Genomic DNA, 24222 nt, shown 5'->3' with positions numbered 1-24222 from the left:
CTTTACTCTCAGGATCACAGCAGGCCGGCTTGCGTCATCAGCTCGATAACTTTTTTACTGTTAAGCGTCGAAGGTTCAACTTTCGGTGCATCAAGATCTTTTAGCGGGACCAGTTTTGGGTTTGAGGCCGCGTTCACGCCCACCGCATACTCAAAGGCGTTGTTGGTACGCAGGCTTTCCTGACCTTCTTTACCGGTAATGTATTTGATGAAGGCCTGCGCCTGCGCTTTATGCTTGCTGGATGCCAGCACGCCGCCGCCGGAGAGGCTCACAAACGCGCCCGGATCCTGGTGTTTGAAGTAGTAGAGCTGGGTGTTTTTGCTGTTTTCACCGGTTTTGGACTGATCGACAAAACGGTAGTAGTGATAAATCACGCCGCCATCAATCTGACCGGCATTGACCGCTTTCATCACGGTGCTGTTGCCTTTATAGGCAACGAAATTGGCTTTCATCGCCTTGAGCCATTCCAGCGTGGCCTTCTCGCCTTTCAGCGCCAGCATCGCGCTCACGATGGCCTGGAAATCCGCGCCTGACGGTGATGCCGCCCAGCGGCCTTTCCACTCGGGCTTTGCCAGATCCATCAGCGATTTAGGCAGCTGCTGTTCGTTCAGTTTTTCCGGGTTATACACAAACACCGTGCTGCGGGCCGCGATGCCAATCCAGCGGCCGTGCGCCGGACGATATTCTGCCGGTACCTGCTTCAGGGTGTCTGCATCCAGCGGCGCAAACAGGTTGGCATTATCCACCAGCACCATTGAAGGCGAGTTTTCCGTCAGGAACACGTCTGCCGGTGACGCGCTGCCTTCCTGAACCAGCTGGTTACCCAGCTCGCTGTCATCGCCATTACGAAGAGTGACTTTAATACCGGTTTCTTTAGTAAAACCGTCCACCCACGACTTCACCAGGTTTTCGTGCTGCGCGTTATAAACAACGATACCTTCGCTGTTATCGGCCGCAACCGATTGTGTAGAAAGGAAAAGTGATGAAGACAACAAGGCAAGCGAGAAGCAGGACAGCAGGCGAGAATTCATGAACATATCCTTAATAGACCAACGGGATTAACGACTCATAGCTTTGTGGGACAGGATTAAAGCATACAACAACGCTAATGATAATTAGTATCAATCCAGTTTAGGCGTAAAAGTGTAAAATTTCTTTTTAGAAGATTTTAGAATGATAAAAATCCAAATTTTAATGAGAGATAATTTTTAGATTAAGAAAACCTTAAGCCTGCCTGTAATGAAATTCATTAGCCTTCTATTCATTATGACGCGAAGGTAAATCAGTTATTCATGCGCCCGTTATATATAAAAAGCCCCAGTATTTCGGGGCTTTTTATGCTTATCCGGAAGTAGCCCAATTTATAAGGCTACTATTTTAAAACGCATCACATCGCTGCGTGAGAGGCATACATCGGATAGGTGAAGAACAATAAATGCACGCAGTTCAGCCCAAAATGGAATAACGTTGCAACCCAGAGCCTGCCGCTCCACATCCACGCCAGGCCGTAAATAATGCCGGAGAGGCTGGCAAAAATAATCAGTAGTAAACCGCCGCTATAATGCATCAGCCCAAAGATGACTGAGGCAATCAACAGCGCTACAACAGGATGAACGATCCGGGACAAGCGTTGCTGCAGGTAGCCTCTGAACAAGGCTTCCTCGGCCAAAGAGACGAAAAAAATATTCGCAAGGGCAAATTGAGCGAACCATTCTGGCGCATGCGGCTCAATTCTCAGCCCACCTAATGCAACAGCCAGAAGTAACAGCGCGGGTATCGCAAGAATCAATATTCCCCATCCAACCTTGCCCGCTTTATAGAGGGGTTTTGCTACGAATAACGTTGGCATGCACGTGATTAAAAAGAACGGCACCACTGCCTTGTCCATATTAAAGTACATACTGAACGGTATGCTTTGCGGACCAACGACGACAGCATCCAGCACCCTGGGGTTATGAAAACCCGGGATCACATGTAAAACCAGCGCAACGGCGATGGCCACGCACAGGCCTTCGACCAGATATGTATATTTATTATTTTTATTCCGTAGCCATTCAACAGCAGACCAGCCAACAACGATTGATGCAATAACCAGCAGCGCCGGGGCGTCAAGAATACTCTGTTTCCAGCCGAGAAATGCCGTTAATCCCAGCAGCAGGTAAGCCAGGCTTTTATTAAGAGAGAGTGCGGCAAGCGAAGTTGCGAGTAGATACCACATAAATGTCCTTCATGACCGGTAAATTTTAGGGGTGATGTCCCAAATATGTCCCACAATGGAAATCAGGAGGATGTGAAGGAGGCATAACTCTATGAAATTAAATGGCACGCCCTGTAGGATTCGAACCTACGACCTACGGCTTAGAAGGCCGTTGCTCTATCCAACTGAGCTAAGGGCGCACTGAGAAGTGTGTACTTCGCGGTGGTGAAACGCGAAGAATTATACGGTCAATGGCAGGTGAGTCAATGCCTTTTCCGTTTTCAGAGTCAATTACCGCTAGTCGATTGTAAATACGGCTATTTTCTCAACATTTTGTCCTGTTTCACCGTAAAATTTAGCGCTGCGAAAAGGCTTAGTTGCATTTAAGTAACGCCTGCTGTTTTCCCGAACGTCAGCTCGTCACACTAGAGTCAGGTATCCCGGCCGCCTGGAGGCTGACAGACAACAGGACAATGGAGTGACAGCGCAAAACCTGATCGATACGCCCCCCCGGTTACAGTACATATCTCAGGACATCGTCGGCATTAAGCTTGAGCCCATCGTCGCCCTTACCTCATTGCGTCAGGTTGGCGTCGAGGTACTTAGCGTTCTGGCCGACACGCGGCACAGTGAGGACTTTTTTTGCGATCGGCCCGCAGACTGGTCGATAACGCTGCTTGAAGCGCAGCTTGCCACGTTAAAAAATACGCCGCACGGTCATAACCTTTTTATTAATCTGCCGATAACCGTTCTGACAGAGCCCACGTCTTTTCAGCGACTTATAAGATTATCCTGCGTGCCGCTCAATATTGAGTTTGTCGACCCCGCGTCCATTTTGGCGCTTTCCGTCGCACAGAAGCAGTTCGTGGTTCAGAATCTCCATCAGTTGAGCAGACGAGGGCACGCAATCTGGCTGGACGACATTGATGACGTCTTAGTGCAGTCGTTTTTATCCTTTCGACTCCCGTTAAGCGGCATCAAAATAGATAAGGAAGCATTCTGGCGTTTACGCGACACCCCTGAGTTGAGGCAACTGGTTTCCCTTTGCTTTCAGCTTGCCGGGAAAGTGCTTATTGAAGGTATTGAGACTGAACGCGATCGTACCTGGGCACTGCAGGCAGGCGCAGACCTCGGCCAGGGATATTACTGGCCGTCCTGGACATGGCCGGAGGATTAAAAAGCCATTTCCAGGAGGGAGACCATGCGAATGACAGTGCGCCGTTACCGGCGGCGGCGTACAGGAAGTGATGCACTGGGATTTACGCGCTCACCTTTTGCTCCCCCCTTTTTCGACCGGCTCGAATTTTTGAGCCAGTCTATCAGCCAGCCCCGCAAAACCGACGCCCCGTTTATCCTTCTGGTGACGGAGGATCACTACCTGCGCACCGGTTTTCTCAACGCGCAGTTTCCCCTGAGCAGCTGCTGCGACTACGCCACGCTGGACGACGCCCTTATCGCTCAAACGCAGTGGCCTTCAGCCCGCCTGGTCGTGGATATTGAAAGCCGGTCCACGGGGCTTCTGGAGAAACTGGATCAGTTGAGACGGCATAGCCTGTTTCCTCCGTTCCTGACGCCCTGGCTGCTGGTCCGGGCCGATAATTATGATACCCGCCTCTTCTGCAAAGCGGCAGGTCCCTTTCATGTGCTCGAACGTCAGCTGAACGCCGCTGCGCTCCAGCACAGCCTGCTGGATCCCCTCCCTCCGCCGGGTACCGAGAAAGACTGGTTCTCGCGCAACGAATGGCCCATCCTGCAGGAGCTTTCCCGGGGCAAGACATTGCGTCAGATTGCCCTTATGCAAAATCGCCCCTATAGCCGCATTATCTATCGTCTCAGCTGTATCCTGCTGAAGCTGGGGCTAAGCCATCGCCAGGAATTGCTCCATCTTCTTAATAACCTCTCAGACTGCACGTTTTCACTCACGTCCTAACCCCTTATTTCCTAAAGCGGTTTAAGAATTTACTTACCACCATCGTTGCAAAAATGTTAATTTTTAACAAAAAAATCGAATTTATAACTATTCCTAATTTATGGATGTGAACCTTGTGAAATGCCACAGATTAACGAAACGGCAGCACTTTCCTCCATCCGTTAAGTGAATGAAGAAGGCGTTAACAGGATGATAATGATGTAAAAACAAGCAACTTAGCGACAACTGCCAGGAGGAAAAAGCGAAGCGGATAGCATGTTCTCCTGTACAGGAGATGCGGGCCTTCGGGTAAACCTGGGCGCTTTCAGATGAAGGTCTGACGGCCTGCGAGGGCAATTTTTAACCTCACCTTTGCGGGTTTGTCCCTTTAAAAGAGGTGTATTTTTGTTAATAATTAATCAACATACAGAGATATCTGTTATTTTTTGTTATTACATAAAGATGAAAATATGCGGTAAATGAGATAACAGGACATTTCCGCTAATTTTAAAAAAATAGCGATTCAGATCCAGAAGATAATACAAACCAATACCCTCATATTAATTTACAGGGTTTTCGGAAAAAACTTACCCTGTATAATAAGATGCGTATCAAATATGAATAAGAAAAACCTTTTTGCCAACACCAGCCTAATGAGATGACCGCGCTGAGGCATAGTTCTTTTCATTACGTAAACAAGGATGCTTTCGCTCTTTCCAGGGAAATACTACGGTATAGGGATCTGCACATTATATCCTTCCGGCATTTCGAGAGTTTTACCAAACTCTGCATAACGCTTTTAACAATCTGAGGCATTAAAAATGAAACCGGCATCCGTTATCATTATGGACGAACATCCTATCGTCAGAATGTCGATAGAAGTCCTGCTACAGAAAAATAAGAATATCACAGTCAAGCTCAAGTCTGGCGATAGCCATGAAGTCCTTGACTGTATCCGCAATCACCCTATCGATCTGGTGATCCTTGACATTGAACTCACGGGCACGGATGCTTTCGCTTTACTTAAGAGAATCAGAAACTTAAACAAGAACATTAAGGTTTTGTTCCTCTCGTCTAAATCAGAGTTATTTTACGCGGGTCGCGCCATTCGCGCCGGGGCAAATGGCTTCGTCAGTAAACGAAAAGATTTGGGTGAGATCTACAACGCCGTAGAAATGATCCTGATGGGCTATTCCTTTTTCCCGTCAGAAACCCTGAACTTTATAAACCACCTGGGTTCCGGGAAAGGGATGGCAGTAGATATGCCATTATCGAATCGCGAGGTCACGGTATTACGGTATCTGGCGAATGGATTATCCAACAAGGAAATTGCTGAACAGCTGCTATTAAGCAACAAGACCATTAGCGCACATAAATCCAATATTTATTCCAAGCTGGGTGTACAAAGCATCGTGGAATTAATTGATTACGCTAAAGCCCACGAGCTGCTATAACCTGAATTCACTCCCCGCAGCTTATCTGAGCTGCAGGGAGTGCGGTCAGTGCTAATTATAATTAATCATGAAGGTGGCATCCGCATCGGCCCGTCCGGGCTGAGGGTTATCGGCAGTGGCAATATAATTGGCATAAAATGACAGAATCGCATTTCCCTGCGCATCAACCGAGACCGGCTGGCTGGCCTGCTGAAGCGCCAGGCGAGTTTTATCCGCATCCCTGATCTCAACGGCGACATGGCTTGCTGTACTGGCGTCATTCAGCGCCAGCAGGCCGCTATTGCTCCCGTCGGCTTTACCCGAAAACGTAATGGACGCCGCGCCCGGCGGGCAGCCGGTCAGCTTCAGCGTAAACGGCATAGGCTGCGTGCGGCTCCCGGTGGTGCTGAGCTGTTTCGTGGGCCAGGTGCCCAGCGGGACGGCCTTGTCGCTGTCGCTGCCCTCGGCAACGCAGGTAAAATCGACGATATTGCCGTAAAGCCGAATGTTAATCTCGCCCAGGGCGGTGTCCGCCTGAGCCTGTGTGCAAAGCGCAAAGAGCGCCACGGTGATAAAACGGATCCCGTTTCGCATATCGGCTCCTTAGTCGTAATCCACGCGCAAATACCCGCGCGAGGTGAAGCGCCCTTCCGCTGGCTTATTGCCCGTCACGCTCACCGGCCATACCCGGATCCCCACCTGCGCCTGCGCGCTGTCGTCAAGGCGGAACGGAATTTTGCTCGTCAGGTTGTTGGGCGTCAGCGGCACCCCGCTCTCGTTGGCAATGATGAACCCCACGTCCGGGTTATCCGACACCAGCACATTATCAGAGACTTTTTCCGCCTCGACGCGCATCGTCAGCATGGCGTTCGCCTCCACGTTGGTGCATTTGATGGCGATGGTTTTGCTTTGCGATGAGACGCCTTCCGGCTTGTTACCCACGCCCGCCTTGCTGAACAAAGAGGCGCCGATGTCGCCGAAATCAAACTCCACCACGTTACCGGCATTAATGGCGCAGCTTTGCGGCACCTGAATGGTTCCGCTGTAGCTAATGGTATAGACCGGCGTGGTGAGCGGATCGGAAGAAGTCGTGGTGACGTAAACGCGGAACATGGTGGCACGCGGGATCACCACCATGTTGATAAAACGCCGGGTAACCTTAAGACGGAAGACCAGGCTGGAGTCCTGAACGCCAAACGGTTTGTTTTTTGAAACGTTAGGATGGCTCCCCATCTGGATATAGCTTTTGGGCGGATAAAACGCGCCAGCATAGCTGTCGGTGATTTTCATCGCCCCGTCCAGATAGTCGTTAAGCTTCAGATATTGATAGCCATCGCTCGTTCCCGTTACCGGATAATCGGTGACATAGCTGCGCTTGGTGGTATTTCCGGTCGTCCCCTTCGGGCAGACGGCATTCACCCCGACCCACTGCGTCTTCTCGTTGAGCGTCACCACTTGCCCAATGTGATTGTTCGAGCTGTTGAATTTATCCGTCAGGTCGTAATGCACCTCCGTCGGTACGCCTTTTTCATTGACGCACACGGTGGCTAACGCGTTTGTCGCGGGCAGTAACGCCAGAAGCGACAAGGCAAAGAGTTGGGTTTTATTCACAGCGAATCCCCTTCAGTGTGATTGCCTGTTGCAGGCTCTGTTCAGACAAGCTGTAAGGTGCGCGACACTGGGACTGCGCCCCGTCGCCCCACTGGATCAGCAGTTCACCTTCCAGCGGCAGCCCACTCAGGTAAATTTGCCCGTCATCCCCCACCATGCTGGTGACGCCGCTTTTGGTCTCACGCACCACCGCGCCGAACGGCACGGGCTGGTTGCCGCGCGTTACCGTCAGCAGGGCGCGCACGCCAATGCGGGTATCAAAGCTGGCGCGTACCAGCGCGCCTTTAGTCGGCACCACGCTGCTCACGTTGTTTTCGATATCGGTGTTGTTGCTCATGGTGTTGGTATCCAGCGCCACGCGGTTGTAGCGATAGACGGTGGCATACGGCATCACCGCGTAGCCTCGCCAGTCGGTTTTCACGCCGGTCTGGTTTTCAATACTGACGCCCGATGCCCCCGGCGCTTTGATCAGCACGTTGGTGTCGCCCAGCGGCTGGCTGAAGGTCACGCCGTCGGCGTGGCCGACCACCCCGCCGGAGAGCTGCCAGTTGAGATCGTGCTGGTCGCGGGAATAGTTGTAGCCCACGCCCAGCGTGCCGTAGGTCGCCTGCCAGTTGGCGCTGGCGCTTCCGCTTGCGCCGTTGGTGCTGGCGTGTCCCTGGGTCACGCTGTAGTTCAGGTTGCGGTCCTCCAGCAGCGTTCCGCTGACGCCGGTTTGCCAACTTGTGTCGCCATCGCTGTTTCGACTGGCGGATGCCGTAGCGTAGGCGCGGTCAATCGCGCTGTCCCGGCGATAGCCCTGGCGGGTAAAGAGGCTGAACGGCACGGAGACGTTAAACGACGCGATCCGATCGGTACCGTCTATCCCCACGGATTTGTTCCACGACCACGAGACGGAGTAGTTGATCCCCTTCACGCCGCCCGCGTAGCCCAGCTGGTACCAGAGGTTCGTCTCGTCTGTTCCCCAGTAGGTCTGCTCGCTGCCGGAGATATAGACCGAGCCGTAGTCCCCGAGAGACTGAGAAACGTTGAGCTGGAAACGGCCTTTTTTATTCCACGTCAGGTTGTGATAGCTCTGCACGTCCGGCACATCGTTATCGTTCTGGCTATCGGCATACTGATAGCCCTCCATTGAGCGCCAGGCGACATCGTCGAGGGTGTAAAACCCTTTTGTGGAGTAGCGGTAGCCCAGCAGCTGGAAGTTGGTGCCGAAGCCGTTAAGGGATTTCGCGTAGAGGAAGCGCAGAGACTGGCCTTCATGCTTGCTGTCGTCCGCGAGCTGGCTGCGGGCGTGGGTGATATCGAGCGAGACCGCGCCCCAGTCGCCCAGGTTTTTTCCGGCCCCTACGGCCACCGCGGTATAGCGTGACGCCAGCTGCGTACCGCCGTAGAGCGTGTAACCGTTGGCAAGACCGGTAATCAGGGTGCCCTGAGTGAAGAACGGCGTATCCTGCTCGCTGTTACCGCTGCGGTAATCCCCGGCAACGAGATCATACTTCCAGCGCCCTTCACGCTGCAGAAGCGGGACGGTGGAGTACGGCACGGTATAGCGCTGCTGGGTACCGTCTTTCTCTTCGACCGTGACTTCCAGGTCACCGCTTGAGGAGGTCGGGTTAAGATCGGTAATCGCAAATGCGCCCGGCTGCACATAGCTTTGATAGATAACGTAGCCGTTCTGGCGAACTACCACTTTTGCTGGCGTACGGGCAATCCCGCGCACGGTCGGCGCGTAGCCCTGCAGGCTGTCCGGGTACATGCTGTCAGACGAGAAGAGCCGCCCGCCGCGAAAACCCATGCTGTCGAAGACGTCATTCCCGGTATTGCTGTCGCCCAGCACCAGTTCGCTTTTAAGCGGGATGACGGTGCGCTGCGCCCAGGTGCCGATATTCTGCCACTCGCTGTGCCGCTGCCCGTTATTCTGCGTGTACCGCCATGCGCCGTTGTTACGTAAACGCCAGGCGCCATAGTTCAACCCGCTCTGCAGGTTCAGATAATAGCTGTCGTCTTCGCTTCCCCGGTTACCGGTGAAGCTGTAGTTCACCAGCGCGGCGGGAATGCCTTCATCCCACTGTTCAGGCGGAATGTAGCCCCGGGCGCTGTTTTGCAACGCCACCTGCGGCAGGCTGACGTCCAGACGCTGGGAGGCAAAGTTGAATACCGTTTCGCTGCCGGGTATGGCCGTGGTCAACGGAACGCAGGTGTCGCCCTGTACCTTAGCCAGCTCGGGAAACGCCGCGACGTTGACGCCAAAGCGATCGAGCATCGCGCGCGTAATGCAGGCCGACAAACCGCCCGCCACCGGCGGCGTGTTCTCGGCCTGCTCAAAACGCACGTCCTGGGTACCGATAAACTCATCGTTACGCCAGATATCCACGCGATAAACGCCGGGTGCCTGCTGGTGTCCTTGTTCAAAACGCGACAAATCCGCCACGCTGGCGGTGTCGTCGGACAAGAAGGCCGGGTTGAAATAACTTTCGCTCCAGCCAGCCTGCGGCCAGAGCGCAGCCATCAGCGCCAGCGCAACCGGGCAGTAACGTCTCTGGTGCTTTTTCATCGCCCTGACTCTGCTCACAGGTTGACGCTACGCGCCGGAGTGATGGCACCGTAGTCATTCACGCTCTGCCAGGAAAGCGTGCCGCTAGCACCGGCTGGCAGCACCTGCTGTGCCGAGCTTTTCGGCGCAACCATCAGGTTTTCCAGCGTCTGCCCGCCCATCTTCAGATTGACGAGGGTGATGTAATACGGGGAAGCGTTGCTGACCTTGAGATGGCTGCCCGCGCGCTCAAACCGCAGCTGGGAAAGCGCCTCTTCCGGCTGCATCGCCAGGTTGTTCGGGCGCACAAACAGCTTGATGCGTGAGAGGATCGCCAGCTGCAGCACGTTATTGTTTTCCGTTTTCGCTTTGTTCACCGACGGGATCGCCTTCACGTTCATGTAAAAGAGCGATTCACGATCGGCTGGCAGCGCTGGCCCGGCGTAAATAATACGCAGCGTGTTTTCACTGTTCGGCTCGCTGACAAACAGGGGGGGAGTGACGGCAAAGGTTTTTTCTTTTTGCCCGCTCGCATTTTCGATCCACGCGTTAATTAAATAGCGTTCCTGTTTGTTGCTGTTGGTGATCGCCAGCGACGTTTGCTTCGCCTCTGCGGGATAAATAACGCGCGTGGCCCCCAGCGCAATACCGCCGGAAGCATTTGCGCAGGCAGAAACCATCATCAAAATAAACGATAAAAAAAGTCCTGGTTTAATTAGGGTATTCATCACAACCGTACCTTTAATAATGTGTTCGCAGGTGTTATGGATAAATCAACGTAAACCAGACATCCGACTGAATTTTGCCTGGCTCGAGGTGTTCGGAAATAGCCCGATAGCGGGCGCTAAAATGGAACGCGAGCTCGCGGGTATCGATCGGCAGCCAGCTGACGGCCGTGGCGTTTGGGATAATCTGACGCTGCTGTTCGTCAAAGAGCGCTAGCCCCACGCCGCTGCTGACGGGCGTTTCACCCGGCCGCGATGTCGCCAGAAAGACCTGCGGATCTTCTGCGGGCGTCACGCCCTGAAACTGGATCCCCACGGTGCGCGAAACATCAACGCTGCAGTCCAGCAGCCGCACGGTAAAAGGCACGTTAACCGTGGAAAAACTGCCCACACCGGAAAATGAATTGGTTCGGTACTGCCCCATGTCGATGCGCATATTCTGGCTGTCGGGCGCCACGGCACAGCCGCCGTTCACCAGTTCACCCCGGATATGAACCTTGCCACCTTCGATCACCACGGTATGCGCCGATGCCGGGCAAGCCATCGCAAGGGTTAACAGCAGTAGTGTTCCAGTCCTTGTCATCCTTCGTTCCTGGCATTTGCGTATGACGGGCCTCGTCCCTGAGGCCTGAACATCCCTGTGCGGAGGAATTACTCGTATTTCATTACGAAGGTGGCGTCAGCGTTCGCCTGGCCTGGCTCAGTGGTGGCAGCCGTTGATTTGTAACGCGCGGTGAACTTCAGGGTGTTGGTCCCTTCGATCAGCGTCTGCGCAGCAGAGAAGGTCGCGCCGTCTGGGGTCAGAACGCTGGATTTGCTGTCGAGGATCTCGATACCCACGCCTTTCGCGGTGTTGTCGTTGTTACCGGAGGTCACGGCCAGCAGGGTTTTGTCGGTTGGGTCGATCTGACCGGTGAACGCAACAGCGGCAGTTTTGGCAACCAGCGGATCGCAATCATTCAGTTCAATGTTGAATGGAATATTAGAGGTGGTGTCGCCCACTTTGGTAAATTTCGCGGTACGATACTGGCCCAGATTAACGGTCTGCTCGGAAGAATCAGTATTTACTGAACAAGCCGCATTAACCAGCTCACCTTTAAAATGTACGGTACCGCCATTAACGGAAACCGGCGCAGCAGGATCTGCTGCATTTGCGGCACCTGCAACCAGGGCCAAAGTAGCAATAACAGTAGAAGCAATGTTGCTGAGTTTCATGTCTATTCCTTTAAAATGTAAATAACCCTTCCCGCGAATAATCGGGAATAAGAAATACGTTCAATTGATTAATTGAAAGCTTATTTCGGAGGAGACAAAGTAGCTCAGGACGCGTTTTTTAAATATGTCAAAACGCTGCCATTTCGCCAGGTCACATCCTAATACCGCCTAAGAAATTGACCATCCCCTAAGAAGGGTTTTTGCGTCTCCCTGATAAAAACGCGTAAAGGGTGACTGACAGCGACGCTCGCTTCTGACAAAATACACGCCATCCCCCCTTTCAAACGTTACAGACGGAATCTTCTCTCTGATGGCAGCAAAGATTATTGACGGTAAAACGATTGCGCAGCAGGTGCGCTCTGAGGTCGCGGAAAAAGTGAAGGCGCGTAAAGCTGCCGGAAAACGCGCCCCCGGGCTGGCCGTTGTGCTGGTTGGCAGCAACCCGGCATCGCAGATTTATGTCGGCAGCAAGCGCAAAGCGTGTGAAGAGGTGGGCTTCGTCTCCCGCTCTTACGATTTGCCGGAAACCACCAGCGAAGCAGAGCTGCTGGAACTTATTGACACCCTGAATGCCGACAAAGAGATCGACGGTATTCTGGTTCAGCTGCCGCTGCCGGCGGGTATCGACAACGTGAAGGTGCTGGAGCGTATCGCACCGGATAAAGACGTGGACGGTTTCCATCCGTACAACGTTGGCCGTCTGTGCCAGCGCGCGCCGCGTCTGCGCCCGTGCACGCCGCGCGGCATTGTGACGCTGCTGGAGCGCTATAACATCGACACCTACGGTCTGAACGCCGTGGTTATCGGTGCGTCCAACATCGTGGGCCGCCCGATGAGCATGGAGCTGCTGCTGGCGGGCTGCACCACCACCGTGACCCACCGCTTCACCAAAAACCTGCGTCACCACGTCGAGAACGCCGATCTGCTGATCGTCGCGGTCGGCAAGCCGGGCTTTATTCCGGGCGAGTGGATCAAAGAGGGCGCGATTGTCGTGGACGTTGGGATTAACCGTCTGGAAAACGGAAAAGTGGTCGGCGACGTGGTGTACGAAGATGCCGCGGCGCGCGCCTCATACATTACGCCAGTCCCGGGCGGCGTGGGCCCGATGACCGTAGCAACGCTGATTCAGAACACGCTGCAGGCGTGCGAAGAGTACCACGACGTAGAGGAAGCATAAGATGGCCACATTTTCATTAGGCAAACACCCGCACGTTGAGCTGTGCGATCTGCTGAAGCTGGAAGGCTGGAGCGAAAGCGGCGCGCAGGCGAAAATCGTTATCGCCGACGGGCGGGTTTTAGTCGACGGCGTGGTAGAAACGCGCAAGCGCTGCAAGATTGTCGCGGGTCAGACCGTGAGCTTTGAAGGACAGAGCGTAACCGTTACGGCCTGAGCCGTCTGATGCCCTCATCCCAACCCTCTCCCACAGGGAGAGGGAATATTAAATCCCCTCACACCCATCGCGGTTATTTATCGATCAACTTCAAATAATCACTATTTCATCTGTTGAAATATGAAAATTCTGTTGCGCGTTTTTCACTCTTTGCCCACGATAAGTATAACGTTCTACTAAAACGTTATACTTACAATAACAGCGCCAAAAAAGCGCTACTCGGGGGAAATCAGCATGAGTCTGATATCAGGGTTTGTTAAATCGCTGTCTAAGTTATCGATGATTGGTCGCGCCTTAATGCTGCCAATTTCACTGCTTCCCGCTGCGGGCCTGCTGCTGGCCTTCGGCGATAAGTTCCATCTGCCGCTGATGATGAACGCGGGCGGGGTTATCTTTGATAACCTGCCGATGCTGTTTGCCATTGGTTCTGCCGTGGGCCTGGCGTCAGAATCCGGTATTGCGGCGCTGTCTGCGGCGGTGTCGGTGTTTGTCACGAATATCACCATCAGCACCGTGCTGAGCATCACGCCGGAAATGGCCTCCCAGGGAGGGAAATACGCCATGGTCGTCGGCATCCCGACGCTGCAGATGGGCGTCTTCGGCGGCCTGATCTGCGGTATTCTCGCGGCCTGGTGCTATAACCGCTTCCACACCATGCAGCTGCCGGAGTTCCTGGGCTTTTTCTCCGGCAAGCGCTTCGTGGCCATTGCAACGGCGTTCCTCTCGTTCCTGATGGGTCTGCTGCTGCCGTACGTGTGGCAGCATATCCAGGCCGGTATCGACGCGCTCTCCGTGGTGGTTAACGGCGATAATCAGGCGGCGTCGACCTTTATCTTCGGTCTGGTAGAGCGCGCGCTGATCCCGCTCGGCCTGCACCACATCTGGTATCCGTCCTTCTGGTATTCGTTCGGGGATTACACCACCCAGGCAGGACAGGTGATCCACGGCGACCAGACCATCTGGTTCAAGATGCTGGAAGAAGGAGTGAAATCCTTCAGCAGCGACACCTACCAGAATGCCGGTAAATTCATGCAGGGCGAATTCCCGCTGATGCTGTTCGCGCTGCCCGCCGCGTGCCTGGCGATGTATCACGAAGCCCATACGAAGAATAAGAAAATCGCGGCCGGTATTCTGTTCTCCGCGGCGCTGACCTGCTTCCTGACGGGGATCACCGAACCGGTCGAGTTTACCTTTATCTTCGTGGCGCCGATCCTGTACGTCTTTAACGCCATCATGGCGGGCCTGGCCTACATGACCATGTATCTTCTGCATGCGCATATCGCCAAGTCGTTCTCGGCGGGCTTTATCGACTATCTGTCATTCGGGATCCTGCCGTCCTTTAACGGCTACAAGACCAACTTCCTGAATGCGATTATCATCGGCATTCCAATGGGCCTGATTTATTACTTCACGTTCCGCTTTGTGATCCGTCGTTTCGACGTGAAAACGCCGGGCCGCACTGAAGTGACCGCCAACGCGGATGATAAGTCTGATTCAGAACTCGCGACCGAGATCATTACCCTGCTGGGCGGGGCGCATAACATCGACTCCGTCGGCTCGTGTATCACCCGCCTTCGCCTGGAAGTGGCAAAAAGCGAGGTGGTCGATAAGGACGGCCTGAACGGACTCGGCGCGCGCGGCGTGGTCTTCGTCGGCGACAACGGTATTCAGGTGATTTTCGGTGCCAGAGCACAGTTTATCGCCCAGACCATGTCCACCATGATCGGCAAATAATAAGATGCCTGAACGACGCGTCTCCTGTAGTCTGGGAGACGCATTGTCGTATCTGACTGATAATCGGTGAATTTCAGGGAGCGGTTTTGAAGAAAGTCAGCATTATTGATGTCGCAAAGCACGCGGGCGTGTCGGTCTCAACCGTCTCGCTGGTTTTGCGCCAGAAAGGGAAAATCTCAGAGGCAACGATCGAGAAGGTCAACGCTGCCATCAATACGCTGGGCTATGTTCATAACGTTGCCGCTGCCAATCTCCGCGCCAATACGTCCAATCTGATTGGCCTGATCCTCCGTGACTTTAGCGACAGTTTCTCCATCAAGGTGATGGCGAGCATCGTCCAGGATCTTGAAAAACAGGGGTATATGGTTTTTCTCGGCCAGCCCCAGAACGACCATGACCATCTTGAGCGCTGCCTGCTGTCGTTTAAGCAGCAGGGCGTCGCCGGGGTTATCTATCTGGCCTCCGATACCCGCACGTCTACCCTGCCGGAGCAGATTCGCCGCTGCCCGCTGCCGCTGGTGGTGGTCTCGCAGTCGCTGCTGGATGAAAAATGCAATCTGGTGATGCGCGATAACCGTCAGGCGGCAAATCTGGCGGTGCGTTATCTTATCGAGCGCGGCCATCGCAATATCGCCTACATTGGCGGACGTGAAGGCTGCCTTATTCGCGAACAGCGCCTGCTCGGTTTTCGCAGCGCGATGACGCAGAACGGGCTGGTCTGGCGCGATGAATATTCTCCGGCCTGCAGCGATGACACCCTGGCTGCGGGTTTCGCCACCCGCCAGCTGCTGGAAAAAAACAACACCATCACCGCCCTCCTCTGCCACTCTCCGGATGCCATGATCGGCTCCATCTCCGGTATTCATCAGGTGGGACGAACGGTGGGTAAAGATGTGTTTCTGACGCAGCAGGTCGCGCTGGTCGGTTTCGAAGATATGCTCCACGTTAACCTCACCTCGCCGTCATTCACCTACGTGTCGTCCGCCAGCGAAGAGACCGGGCGTCAGGCTGCCGGGCTGATTATTCGTACGCTGAAGGAGCCGACGCTGCAAACCCAGCGCATTACGCTTTCCGGGCAGCTTATCGCACGCGAGTCGGCGTAAAAATAAGAATTTGACGCGGATCTGCCGGCGCGGGATTGCTGCTATATTTCCATGATTTGCCATGGATAATCGCAATGCCTACCGTTATTACGCACGCTGCTGTTCCGCTTTGTCTGGGCTTAGGCCTCGGAACCAAAGTGATTCCTCCCCGCCTGCTGTTTGCCGGAATTGTCCTCGCCATGCTGCCGGATGCCGACGTGCTGGCGTTCAAGTTCGGCGTCGCGTACGGCAATGTTTTCGGCCATCGCGGCTTTACCCACTCCCTGCTGTTCGCCTTTGTGGTGCCGATACTCTGCGTGCTGATTGGCCGACGATGGTTCCGGGCCAGCCTGGCGCGGTGCTGGCTGTTTTTAACCGTGTCTTTGCTGTCGCACAGCCTGCTGGATTCGATTACCACGGGCGGGAAAGGCGTCGGCTGGCTGTGGCCGTGGTCAGATGAACGCTTCTTTGCGCCGTGGCAGGTCATTAAGGTCGCGCCGTTTGCGCTGTCGCGCTATACCACGCCGTACGGGCATCAGGTGATCGTGTCAGAACTGCTGTGGGTGTGGCTGCCGGGAGTCGTGCTGATGGGGTTGCTGTGGTGGAGGAAACGTGCGCGCTGATGCCCTCACCCCGGCCCTCTCCCACGGGGAGAGGGAGAAAACCTAATAATTCCCTCTCCAGCGGGGAGAGGGAGAAAACCTAACAATTCCCTCTCCCTGCGGGAGAGGGTTAGGGTGAGGGGAAAATTACTTACGGCGCCAGGTGGTGCCCTGCGGGCCATCTTCCAGAATGATGCCCATCTCGGTCAGACGGTTGCGCGCCGCATCTGCCGCCGCCCAGTCTTTTGCCTGACGCGCTTCCAGACGCGCTTTGATCAACGCTTCAATTTCCGCCACTTCACCGTCGTCCGCCTGCGCACCGCTCTGCAGGAACGCGTCCGGATCCTGCTCCAGCAGGCCGAGCACGGAGGAGAGCTTACGCAGATGGGATGCCAGCGCATTCGCCGCGGCCATATCTTCTGACTTCAGGCGGTTTACTTCGCGCGCCATGTCGAACAGCACGGAGTACGCTTCCGGGGTGTTGAAGTCGTCGTTCATCACCTCAACAAAGCGGGCTTCGAACGCTTCGCCGCCAGCAGCAGGAACAGACCTGTCGGTACCGCGCAGCGCGGTATACAGACGCTCCAGCGCCGAGCGTGCCTGTTTCAGGTTCTCTTCGCTGTAGTTCAGCTGGCTGCGATAGTGGCCGGACATCAGGAAGTAGCGCACGGTTTCCGCATCGTAATACTTCAGCACGTCGCGCACGGTGAAGAAGTTACCCAGCGATTTAGACATTTTCTCGCGGTCAACCATTACCATCCCGGAGTGCATCCAGTAGTTAACGTACTCGCCGCCGTGGGCGCAGGTGGACTGCGCGATTTCATTTTCATGGTGCGGGAACATCAGGTCCGAACCGCCGCCGTGAATATCGAAGTGCTTGCCCAGCTGTTTGCAGTTCATCGCGGAACATTCAATGTGCCAGCCCGGACGGCCTTCGCCCCACGGGGATGGCCAGCTTGGCTCGCCCTCTTTGGACATTTTCCACAGTACGAAGTCCATCGGGTTACGCTTCACGTCAACTACGTCAACGCGCGCCCCGGCCTGCAGCTGATCCAGATCCTGACGGGAAAGCGCACCGTAGGTTGGGTCCGTCGGCACGGAGAACATCACGTCACCGTTGTCCGCAACGTACGCGTGGCCGCGTGCGATCAGCTTTTCGGTGATCTCAATAATTTCGTGAATGTGGTGGGTCGCGCGCGGCTCGCTGTCCGGGCGCTGAATATTCAGGGCGTCAAAATCTTTATGCATCTCGACGATCATGCGATCGACCAGCGCAACGAAGCTTTCGCCGTTTTCATTTGCGCGCTTGATGATTTTGTCGTCGATGTCGGTGATGTTACGCACGTATTTAAGGGTATAGCCCAGAAAACGCAGGTAGCGTGACACCACGTCAAAAGCGACAAAGGTACGGCCATGGCCAATGTGACAGAGATCGTAAACCGTAATACCACACACGTACATGCCGACTTCCCCGGCATGGATAGGTTTAAATTCCTCTTTCTGGCGCGTCATTGTATTAAAGATTTTTAACATCGAAGATTCCATGTAAACACGTGTGTGGTTGAAAACCGGCTATTCTACCCGTAATTCAAACCCGAAGCAGCACACAATGCAAGGTGATCGCATCCTGTGGTTATGCTATAACAAGCCCCTATAGATGACCCGAACGCGGGTCGACGTACCACAATAACGGAACAGGATGCAAAAATGGTTACTTTCCACACTAATCATGGCGATATCGTAATCAAAACCTTTGATGACAAAGCGCCTGAAACAGTTAAAAACTTCCTGGACTACTGCCGCGAAGGTTTCTACAACAACACCATTTTCCACCGCGTGATCAACGGCTTTATGATCCAGGGCGGCGGTTTTGAACCTGGCATGAACCAGAAAGAGACCAAAGAAGCGATCAAAAACGAAGCGAACAACGGTCTGAAAAACACCCGCGGTACGCTGGCAATGGCCCGTACTCAGGCTCCGCACTCTGCCACCGCGCAGTTCTTCATCAACGTGGCTGATAACGACTTCCTGAACTTCTCCGGCGAAAGCCTGCAGGGTTGGGGCTACTGCGTATTCGCAGAAGTGGTTGAAGGTATGGACGTGGTTGACAAGATCAAAGCCGTCGCTACTGGCCGCAGCGGTATGCACCAGGACGTTCCTAAAGAAGACGTTGTGATTACAAGCGTGACCGTCAGCGAGTAATTCGTGGCGACACTCTTTATTGCGGATCTGCATCTGCAAACAGAAGAACCGGCGATAACCGCCGGTTTTCTGCGTTTTTTACGTGGTGAAGCGAAAAGCGCCGATGCGCTGTACATCCTGGGCGACCTCTTTGAAGCCTGGATTGGCGACGACGACCCTAACCCGCTGCACCGTGAAATGGCAGCCGCCATTCACGCCCTCGTGGATTCCGGCGTTCCCTGCTACTTCATTCACGGCAACCGTGATTTCCTGCTCGGCAAGCGCTACGCCCGCGAAAGCGGCATGACGCTGCTGCCGGAAGAGCAGGTGCTCGATCTCTATGGCCGCAGGGTCCTGATCATGCACGGAGACACGCTCTGCACCGACGATACTGGCTACCTGGCATTTCGCGCCAAAGTCCACACCCCGTGGATCCAAAAGGTGTTCCTTGCGCTGCCGCTGTTTATCCGCAACCGCATCGCAGCCAGAATGCGCGCGGGCAGTAAAGCCGCCAACAGCAGCAAATCCATGACCATCATGGACGTGAACCCGCAGGCCGTGGTGAGCGTGATGGAAAAGCATGGCGTTCAGTGGTTGATCCACGGTCATACGCACCGTCCTGACGTCCATTCCCTTATCGCCAACGGCGAAGCGGCCCATCGCGTGGTGTTGGGTGCCTGGCACACCGAAGGCTCCATGGTCAAAGTCACGCCAGAGGGCGTGGAGCTGATCGCGTTTCCGTTCTAACCCCTCACACTATCATTCTATTTTTTTGAACAATATCGGCAAATTGTTTCGATTTTAATCAGCCCGTGGTCGGCTTATTATTTATCACATCAGGGCAACACGCCCTATCCCAGATAAAATACTTAAGGAATACGACCATGAAATCCATCAAAACTTTCGTTGCAGTTGCCGCTCTTTCCCTGGTTTCTTTCGGTTCTTTCGCTCAAAGCGTGAGCGCAACCGCCTCTACCCTTGACCGCGCAGAAGCGAAAATTGCCGCGCAGGCCGCCGAGCAGAATGCCTCTTATAAAATCACGAGCGCGAAGGTCAACAACCGCGTGTACATGACCGCAGAACTGACTAAATAAAAACCCTGATTGCCGTGCCGCCAGCTACGACGTGCGACAGCGACAATACGATGAGGAAGGAACAGAGAATGAAAAACATCAGCATCGTAAGTACCCTGCTGCTGGCAGTCGTGGTGTCCACAGGCGCACAGGCCGCGGAGAATCGCTTCTCCGTGCCAAAATCAGGCTCGAATGCCGACACCAGCATGGTAAATCATATCGATGTCAGCCGCGCGTTCGACAACGAGAACCTGTCCGCAGGGGATCTTCAGTAACATCACACAAAAGACCGCCATCGTGCGGTCTTTTTTGTTATCGCTTTCTCGCCATAACTGCTCACCTTTTAACCGCGCAACCGTTTTCCTTGCCCGTATAACATGCTATTCTCTGTGCCCTCGAAAGCAGTGTGTTTCGCACCACAGGAGTTTTAAGACGCATGTCTTCCCGCAATAATCCGGCGCGTGTCGCCATCGTGATGGGGTCCAAAAGCGACTGGGCTACCATGCAGTTCGCCGCCGAAATCTTTGAAATCCTGAATGTTCCGCACCACGTTGAAGTGGTCTCCGCGCACCGTACACCGGACAAACTGTTCAGCTTCGCCGAAAGCGCCGAAGAGAACGGTTATGAGGTGATCGTTGCCGGTGCGGGCGGCGCAGCACATCTGCCAGGCATGATTGCCGCCAAAACCCTGGTGCCGGTACTGGGCGTTCCGGTCCAAAGCGCCGCGTTAAGCGGTGTGGATAGCCTCTACTCCATCGTCCAGATGCCGCGCGGTATTCCTGTCGGCACGCTGGCGATTGGTAAAGCGGGTGCTGCCAATGCCGCCCTGCTGGCGGCGCAAATTCTTGCGACGCACGATAAAGCATTACACCAGCGTCTGGCGGAGTGGCGTAAAGCCCAGACCGACGAGGTGCTGGACAATCCGGACCCGCGGGGTGCGGCATGAAGCAGGTTTGCGTCCTCGGTAACGGCCAGCTAGGCCGCATGCTGCGTCAGGCCGGTGAGCCGCTGGGTATTGCCGTCTGGCCCGTCGGGCTGGACGCCGAACCGGAAGCCGTACCGTTCCACCAGAGCGTGATCACCGCCGAGATCGAACGCTGGCCGGAAACGGCTCTGACCCGCGAGCTGGCGCGTCATAACGCCTTCGTTAACCGCGACGTGTTCCCGATCATCGCCGACCGTCTGACGCAAAAGCAGCTGTTCGACAAGCTCGGTCTGCCGACCGCGCCGTGGCAGCTCCTGTCCGATAAAAGCGAGTGGAATGACGTTTTCGCGATGCTGGGCGAGCTGGCAATCGTGAAGCGCCGCGTGGGCGGTTACGACGGCCGCGGCCAGTGGCGCCTGCGTGCAGATGAAACGGCAGAACTGCCGGACGACTGCTACGGCGAGTGCATCGTTGAGCAGGGCATCAACTTTAGCGGTGAAGTGTCGCTGGTTGGCGCGCGCGGGCACGACGGGCATACCGTCTTTTATCCGCTGACGCATAACCTGCATCAGGACGGCATTCTGCGCACCAGCGTCGCCTTCCCGCACGCCAATGCTGACCAGCAGGCGCAGGCGGAAGATATGCTCTCTGCCATCATGCACGAACTTGGGTATGTGGGCGTCATGGCGATGGAGTGCTTTATCACCCCGTCCGGTCTGCTGATCAACGAACTTGCGCCGCGCGTGCACAACAGCGGGCACTGGACGCAAAACGGCGCGTCCATCAGCCAGTTCGAGCTGCACCTGCGCGCGATCGTCGACCTGCCGCTGCCGCAGCCGGTGGTGAACAGCCCGTCGGTGATGATCAACCTGATCGGCACCGATCTGAACTACGACTGGCTGAAGCTGCCGCTCGTGCATCTGCACTGGTATGACAAAGAGGTCCGCGCGGGTCGTAAGGTCGGTCACCTGAACCTGAACGACAGCGACACGGGCCGCCTGAGCGCCACCCTGGAAGCCATGATCCCGCTCCTGCCGCCGGAATATGCGAGCGGTATTGTCTGGGCACAGTCAAAGCTCAAGTAAGACATCTGCGCCGGGGAGTTGACCTTCCCCTTCCCCGGCGTACAATCCCCGCCCATTGCTGCTGAGTTTTCTTCTGGAATAACCATGAACGATGGAACGGACTATCGCGCGATCCTCGCGTCTGATACCCCTTTAATCGACGTTCGCGCGCCGATCGAATTTGCCCAGGGCGCGATGCCTGCGGCGATCAACCTGCCCTTAATGAACGACGACGAGCGCGCCGCCGTCGGCACCTGCTATAAGCGCCAGGGCCCCGAAGCCGCGCTGGCGCTCGGCCATCAGCTGGTGAGCGGCGAGACGCGTGAGGCACGCATCAACGCCTGGCGCGAGGCCAGCCTTGGCCATCCTGAGGGCTTTCTCTGCTGCGCGCGCGGCGGCCAGCGCTCGCATATCTCTCAGGCCTGGCTGAAAGAGGCGGGCATCGACTACCCGCTGATCCGCGGCGGCTATAAGGCCCTGCGTCAGACGGCGATTCAGGTGACCATCGAGCAGTCACAAAAGCCGATGGTGCTTATTGGCGGCTGTACCGGAAACGGTAAAACCCTGCTGGTGAAGCAGCATGCGCAGGGTATCGATCTGGAAGGGCTGGCGCACCATCGCGGTTCGTCGTTTGGCCGCACGCTCACGCCGCAGCTTTCCCAGGCGAGCTTTGAAAATCACCTTGCGGCTGAGCTCCTGAAAAAAGACGCCGCGCGCTGGGTGCTGGAAGATGAAGGCCGGATGATTGGCTCCAACCATCTGCCGGAGTGCCTGCGCGACCGCATGGTTGAAGCCCCTATCGTTGTCGTCGAAGACCCGTTTGACGTCCGTCTTGAGCGCCTGCGCGAAGAGTATTTCGATCACATGTGGGCGGATTTTTCGGCTGCCTACGGTGAAGACGCGGGCTGGAAAGAATACAGCGAGTATTTGCACCATGGCCTGTTCGCCATTCGCCGCCGTCTGGGGCTGCAGCGGTATGCAGAATTCACCGCGCTGTTAGATTCCGCGCTGCTGGAACAGCAACGCTCCGGCAGCACAGAGGCGCACTTCAGCTGGCTTGCGCCGCTGCTGAAGGACTATTACGACCCGATGTACGGCTATCAGCTGGAGAAAAAGGCGGAGAAGATTGTGTATCGCGGGACGTTTGAAGACGTTGCCGAATGGCTTGATCGCTAAAATAAAGTCGGATGGCGAGGTAAAAGCAAAACGGCAACCAGGGTTGCCGTTTTTAATGTTTGTTCCCTCTCCCCGTGGGAGAGGGTCAGGGTGAGGGCATCAGGCCGCCCACTACAAAACGACTTAGAAGTCGTAACGCAGACGCACCAAGTTCATATCGCCCAGGTTGTCGGTGCTGGATGTGAACACGTGTTCGTAATCCACGCGGAAGCCGTAATCCAGCTGGAAGCTGATACCCACGCCGTTGTCGATGCGCTGGTAGTTACGGCCGTTCACGTACTCAATACGGTCACCCATGAAGTAAGGCTGGATGGATTTGACCGCGTACTGACCGATTGGGAACTTGTAGCCCGCAAAGTATTCAATACCCCATGCATCACCGGCGAAGTAGTCGTTAACAGACACTTTTTTGGTGGTCAGGAAGTTCTGGTACCAGCCGCCGCCAGCGGAGAAGGTCCAGTTGTCCGGCGTCCAGCTCAGCGCGGTACCGAGGATGTTCTGGTCGTAGGTTTTGCTGTCGCCGTTGTCCGGGTTACGCATGTCCGCGCGGGTGTAGTTCCACGCCGCGCCCCAGGTCAGGTCGGTGGTCAGGTGGTAATCCAGACCCAGCGAGCCGCCGCCTTTACGCTTGTAGCGCAGGCCGTTGCCCGGCAGGTATTCGCTGTCTTCAAACAGGTAGGATGCATAAATATCGGCATCACCCACGGTTTTCTTATATTTCAGCATCTGGCGTGAACGGTAAGAACCGTCGTAATCGCCGTTGATCCCGTTACCCGGAGCCTGGCCGATCATGTCGTAGTCCCAGATATCGGTTTTCGCGCCCACCACATCATAGTAAACGCTGTTCTGTTGACCGAAGGTCAGCGTACCCCAGGTGTCGCTCTTCAGACCGGTATAGAGCATACGACGCGTGGTGTCGTGTGCGCCGTCGGCGTAGTGATGATCCCAGTTAAACTGCGCAGGAATATTGACACCCAGCTCGTAGTAGCTGATCCAGCTGATGTCATCAAACAGATAATAATCAGCCGCGAAACGGAAACGGGTGCCGCCGTCAAAGCCGTTACGCTTGTAGCTGTTTTTACCATCGTCGCCGGTCATGTTCTGGAACTGAGGACGAATACTGCCGCCAACGGTAAAGTTCAGGCGGCTCAGCGGGTTACCCGCCTGAGGATCCTGCTTAAGAACGGTGATTTCCGCCTGAGAAGCGAAGGTAGTCAATGCCACTGCCGCGCCGATCGTTGCCGCCAGCGCTGATTTTTTTATAGTCATTATTTTTCCTTAATAGACACGCTGCTAAATATTTAGCGGGTGAATATTAACTGGAAATAATCGGGCTGTGGGGTCGGGTTTTTAATGTTTTGTGCTACTAAA

The 24222-nt window shown here is 55.1% G+C and carries 25 protein-coding genes and 1 tRNA gene; 15 read left to right on the top strand and 11 right to left on the bottom strand.

The annotated features are described in order from the left end of the window. Positions 1 to 14: 14 nt before the first annotated feature. The 3 genes from ACMWLG_RS06335 to ACMWLG_RS06325 all read right to left on the bottom strand — a co-directional run bounded on the left by ACMWLG_RS06335 (position 15) and on the right by ACMWLG_RS06325 (position 2397). Complete coding sequence (locus ACMWLG_RS06335) at positions 15 to 1031, bottom strand: iron ABC transporter substrate-binding protein (RefSeq protein ID WP_045400802.1); 1017 nt, start codon at positions 1029 to 1031, stop codon at positions 15 to 17. A gap of 356 nt (positions 1032 to 1387) precedes the next feature. Further along, positions 1388 to 2218 carry a CPBP family intramembrane glutamic endopeptidase gene (locus ACMWLG_RS06330; protein ID WP_045400799.1) on the bottom strand — a complete coding sequence of 277 codons (831 nt, stop codon included), beginning with the start codon at positions 2216 to 2218 and terminating at the stop codon, positions 1388 to 1390. Between the two features lie 102 nt (positions 2219 to 2320). Further along, positions 2321 to 2397 (bottom strand) — tRNA-Arg (locus ACMWLG_RS06325). Positions 2398 to 2675: 278 nt separating this feature from the next. On the opposite strand from ACMWLG_RS06325, the gene ACMWLG_RS06320 reads away from it, so the two are divergent. The 3 genes from ACMWLG_RS06320 to fimZ all read left to right on the top strand — a co-directional run bounded on the left by ACMWLG_RS06320 (position 2676) and on the right by fimZ (position 5560). Continuing rightward, positions 2676 to 3374 carry an EAL domain-containing protein gene (locus ACMWLG_RS06320; RefSeq protein WP_045400794.1) on the top strand — a complete coding sequence of 233 codons (699 nt, stop codon included), beginning with the start codon at positions 2676 to 2678 and terminating at the stop codon, positions 3372 to 3374. Between the two features lie 24 nt (positions 3375 to 3398). Continuing rightward, positions 3399 to 4127 (top strand): helix-turn-helix transcriptional regulator, encoded by a 729-nt coding sequence (locus ACMWLG_RS06315; protein ID WP_045400791.1) that lies wholly within the window; start codon positions 3399 to 3401, stop codon positions 4125 to 4127. Between the two features lie 800 nt (positions 4128 to 4927). Further along, positions 4928 to 5560 carry a fimbria biosynthesis transcriptional regulator FimZ gene (gene fimZ, locus ACMWLG_RS06310; RefSeq protein ID WP_033144828.1) on the top strand — a complete coding sequence of 211 codons (633 nt, stop codon included), beginning with the start codon at positions 4928 to 4930 and terminating at the stop codon, positions 5558 to 5560. Between the two features lie 51 nt (positions 5561 to 5611). Here the strand turns inward: fimZ and sfmF are convergent, their stop codons facing one another. The 6 genes from sfmF to fimA all read right to left on the bottom strand — a co-directional run bounded on the left by sfmF (position 5612) and on the right by fimA (position 11623). After that, positions 5612 to 6133, bottom strand: a complete 522-nt coding sequence (sfmF, locus tag ACMWLG_RS06305; protein ID WP_045620360.1) for a fimbria assembly protein — start codon at positions 6131 to 6133, stop codon at positions 5612 to 5614. 9 nt (positions 6134 to 6142) lie between these two features. Next, positions 6143 to 7150: a type 1 fimbria D-mannose specific adhesin FimH gene (gene fimH / locus ACMWLG_RS06300; RefSeq protein ID WP_045400785.1), complete on the bottom strand. Its 1008-nt coding sequence runs from the start codon at positions 7148 to 7150 to the stop codon at positions 6143 to 6145. Next, positions 7143 to 9704 (bottom strand): fimbrial biogenesis usher protein, encoded by a 2562-nt coding sequence (locus ACMWLG_RS06295; protein WP_045400782.1) that lies wholly within the window; start codon positions 9702 to 9704, stop codon positions 7143 to 7145. Before ACMWLG_RS06295 ends, fimH begins: the two co-directional genes overlap by 8 nt. A gap of 14 nt (positions 9705 to 9718) precedes the next feature. Further along, the gene (gene fimC, locus ACMWLG_RS06290; RefSeq protein WP_023310643.1) at positions 9719 to 10411 is read right to left on the bottom strand and encodes a type 1 fimbria chaperone FimC; all 693 of its coding nucleotides are present in this window, start codon (positions 10409 to 10411) and stop codon (positions 9719 to 9721) included. Between the two features lie 34 nt (positions 10412 to 10445). Next, the gene (gene fimI / locus ACMWLG_RS06285) at positions 10446 to 10991 is read right to left on the bottom strand and encodes a type 1 fimbrial protein subunit FimI (protein WP_045400779.1); all 546 of its coding nucleotides are present in this window, start codon (positions 10989 to 10991) and stop codon (positions 10446 to 10448) included. A gap of 68 nt (positions 10992 to 11059) precedes the next feature. Beyond that, entirely contained in the window at positions 11060 to 11623 is a 564-nt protein-coding gene (gene fimA, locus ACMWLG_RS06280) for a type 1 fimbrial major subunit FimA (protein WP_023310641.1), read from the bottom strand. A gap of 310 nt (positions 11624 to 11933) precedes the next feature. Between fimA and folD the strand changes: the two genes are divergently transcribed. From folD to ACMWLG_RS06255, 5 genes are all read left to right on the top strand, one after another. Beyond that, positions 11934 to 12800 carry a bifunctional methylenetetrahydrofolate dehydrogenase/methenyltetrahydrofolate cyclohydrolase FolD gene (folD, locus tag ACMWLG_RS06275; RefSeq protein WP_028012225.1) on the top strand — a complete coding sequence of 289 codons (867 nt, stop codon included), beginning with the start codon at positions 11934 to 11936 and terminating at the stop codon, positions 12798 to 12800. 1 nt (position 12801) lies between these two features. Beyond that, on the top strand, positions 12802 to 13014 hold the full coding sequence (ybcJ, locus tag ACMWLG_RS06270) for a ribosome-associated protein YbcJ (RefSeq protein WP_045356450.1): 213 nt from the start codon (positions 12802 to 12804) through the stop codon (positions 13012 to 13014). 234 nt (positions 13015 to 13248) lie between these two features. Then, on the top strand, positions 13249 to 14748 hold the full coding sequence (locus tag ACMWLG_RS06265) for a PTS transporter subunit EIIC (RefSeq protein ID WP_045400775.1): 1500 nt from the start codon (positions 13249 to 13251) through the stop codon (positions 14746 to 14748). An 86-nt stretch (positions 14749 to 14834) separates the two neighbouring features. Beyond that, a complete protein-coding gene (malI, locus tag ACMWLG_RS06260; protein ID WP_023310638.1) occupies positions 14835 to 15851 on the top strand; it encodes a Mal regulon transcriptional regulator MalI in 1017 nt (338 codons plus the stop codon). A 74-nt stretch (positions 15852 to 15925) separates the two neighbouring features. Further along, a complete protein-coding gene (locus tag ACMWLG_RS06255) occupies positions 15926 to 16453 on the top strand; it encodes a metal-dependent hydrolase (RefSeq protein WP_045400772.1) in 528 nt (175 codons plus the stop codon). Positions 16454 to 16579: 126 nt separating this feature from the next. On the opposite strand, the gene cysS is transcribed toward ACMWLG_RS06255, so the two are convergent. Then, complete coding sequence (cysS, locus tag ACMWLG_RS06250) at positions 16580 to 17965, bottom strand: cysteine--tRNA ligase (protein ID WP_045400770.1); 1386 nt, start codon at positions 17963 to 17965, stop codon at positions 16580 to 16582. Positions 17966 to 18139: 174 nt separating this feature from the next. On the opposite strand from cysS, the gene ppiB reads away from it, so the two are divergent. The 7 genes from ppiB (at position 18140) to mnmH (ending at position 22851) form a co-directional block, all read left to right on the top strand. Further along, positions 18140 to 18634 carry a peptidylprolyl isomerase B gene (ppiB, locus tag ACMWLG_RS06245; RefSeq protein WP_023310635.1) on the top strand — a complete coding sequence of 165 codons (495 nt, stop codon included), beginning with the start codon at positions 18140 to 18142 and terminating at the stop codon, positions 18632 to 18634. Positions 18635 to 18637: 3 nt separating this feature from the next. Then, positions 18638 to 19360, top strand: a complete 723-nt coding sequence (gene lpxH / locus ACMWLG_RS06240) for a UDP-2,3-diacylglucosamine diphosphatase (protein ID WP_045400768.1) — start codon at positions 18638 to 18640, stop codon at positions 19358 to 19360. 137 nt (positions 19361 to 19497) lie between these two features. Further along, on the top strand, positions 19498 to 19707 hold the full coding sequence (locus ACMWLG_RS06235) for a YdgH/BhsA/McbA-like domain containing protein (protein WP_023310633.1): 210 nt from the start codon (positions 19498 to 19500) through the stop codon (positions 19705 to 19707). A gap of 68 nt (positions 19708 to 19775) precedes the next feature. Then, a complete protein-coding gene (locus ACMWLG_RS06230) occupies positions 19776 to 19961 on the top strand; it encodes a hypothetical protein (protein WP_029741050.1) in 186 nt (61 codons plus the stop codon). 161 nt (positions 19962 to 20122) lie between these two features. Continuing rightward, complete coding sequence (purE, locus tag ACMWLG_RS06225; protein WP_023310631.1) at positions 20123 to 20632, top strand: 5-(carboxyamino)imidazole ribonucleotide mutase; 510 nt, start codon at positions 20123 to 20125, stop codon at positions 20630 to 20632. Next, on the top strand, positions 20629 to 21696 hold the full coding sequence (gene purK, locus ACMWLG_RS06220; RefSeq protein WP_045400765.1) for a 5-(carboxyamino)imidazole ribonucleotide synthase: 1068 nt from the start codon (positions 20629 to 20631) through the stop codon (positions 21694 to 21696). Before purE ends, purK begins: the two co-directional genes overlap by 4 nt. A gap of 84 nt (positions 21697 to 21780) precedes the next feature. Further along, the gene (mnmH, locus tag ACMWLG_RS06215) at positions 21781 to 22851 is read left to right on the top strand and encodes a tRNA 2-selenouridine(34) synthase MnmH (RefSeq protein WP_045400763.1); all 1071 of its coding nucleotides are present in this window, start codon (positions 21781 to 21783) and stop codon (positions 22849 to 22851) included. Between the two features lie 123 nt (positions 22852 to 22974). Here the strand turns inward: mnmH and ACMWLG_RS06210 are convergent, their stop codons facing one another. Then, positions 22975 to 24120 carry a porin gene (locus tag ACMWLG_RS06210; protein ID WP_023310628.1) on the bottom strand — a complete coding sequence of 382 codons (1146 nt, stop codon included), beginning with the start codon at positions 24118 to 24120 and terminating at the stop codon, positions 22975 to 22977. Positions 24121 to 24222: the final 102 nt, after the last annotated feature.

This window comes from Enterobacter sp. 01-M-02-SI-ECC (genome assembly GCF_047530595.1).
Classification (GTDB): Bacteria; Pseudomonadota; Gammaproteobacteria; order Enterobacterales; family Enterobacteriaceae; genus Enterobacter; species Enterobacter cloacae_M.
The sequence above is the reverse complement of the archived record's forward strand: the minus strand, read 5'-3'. Positions and strand labels throughout refer to the sequence as shown.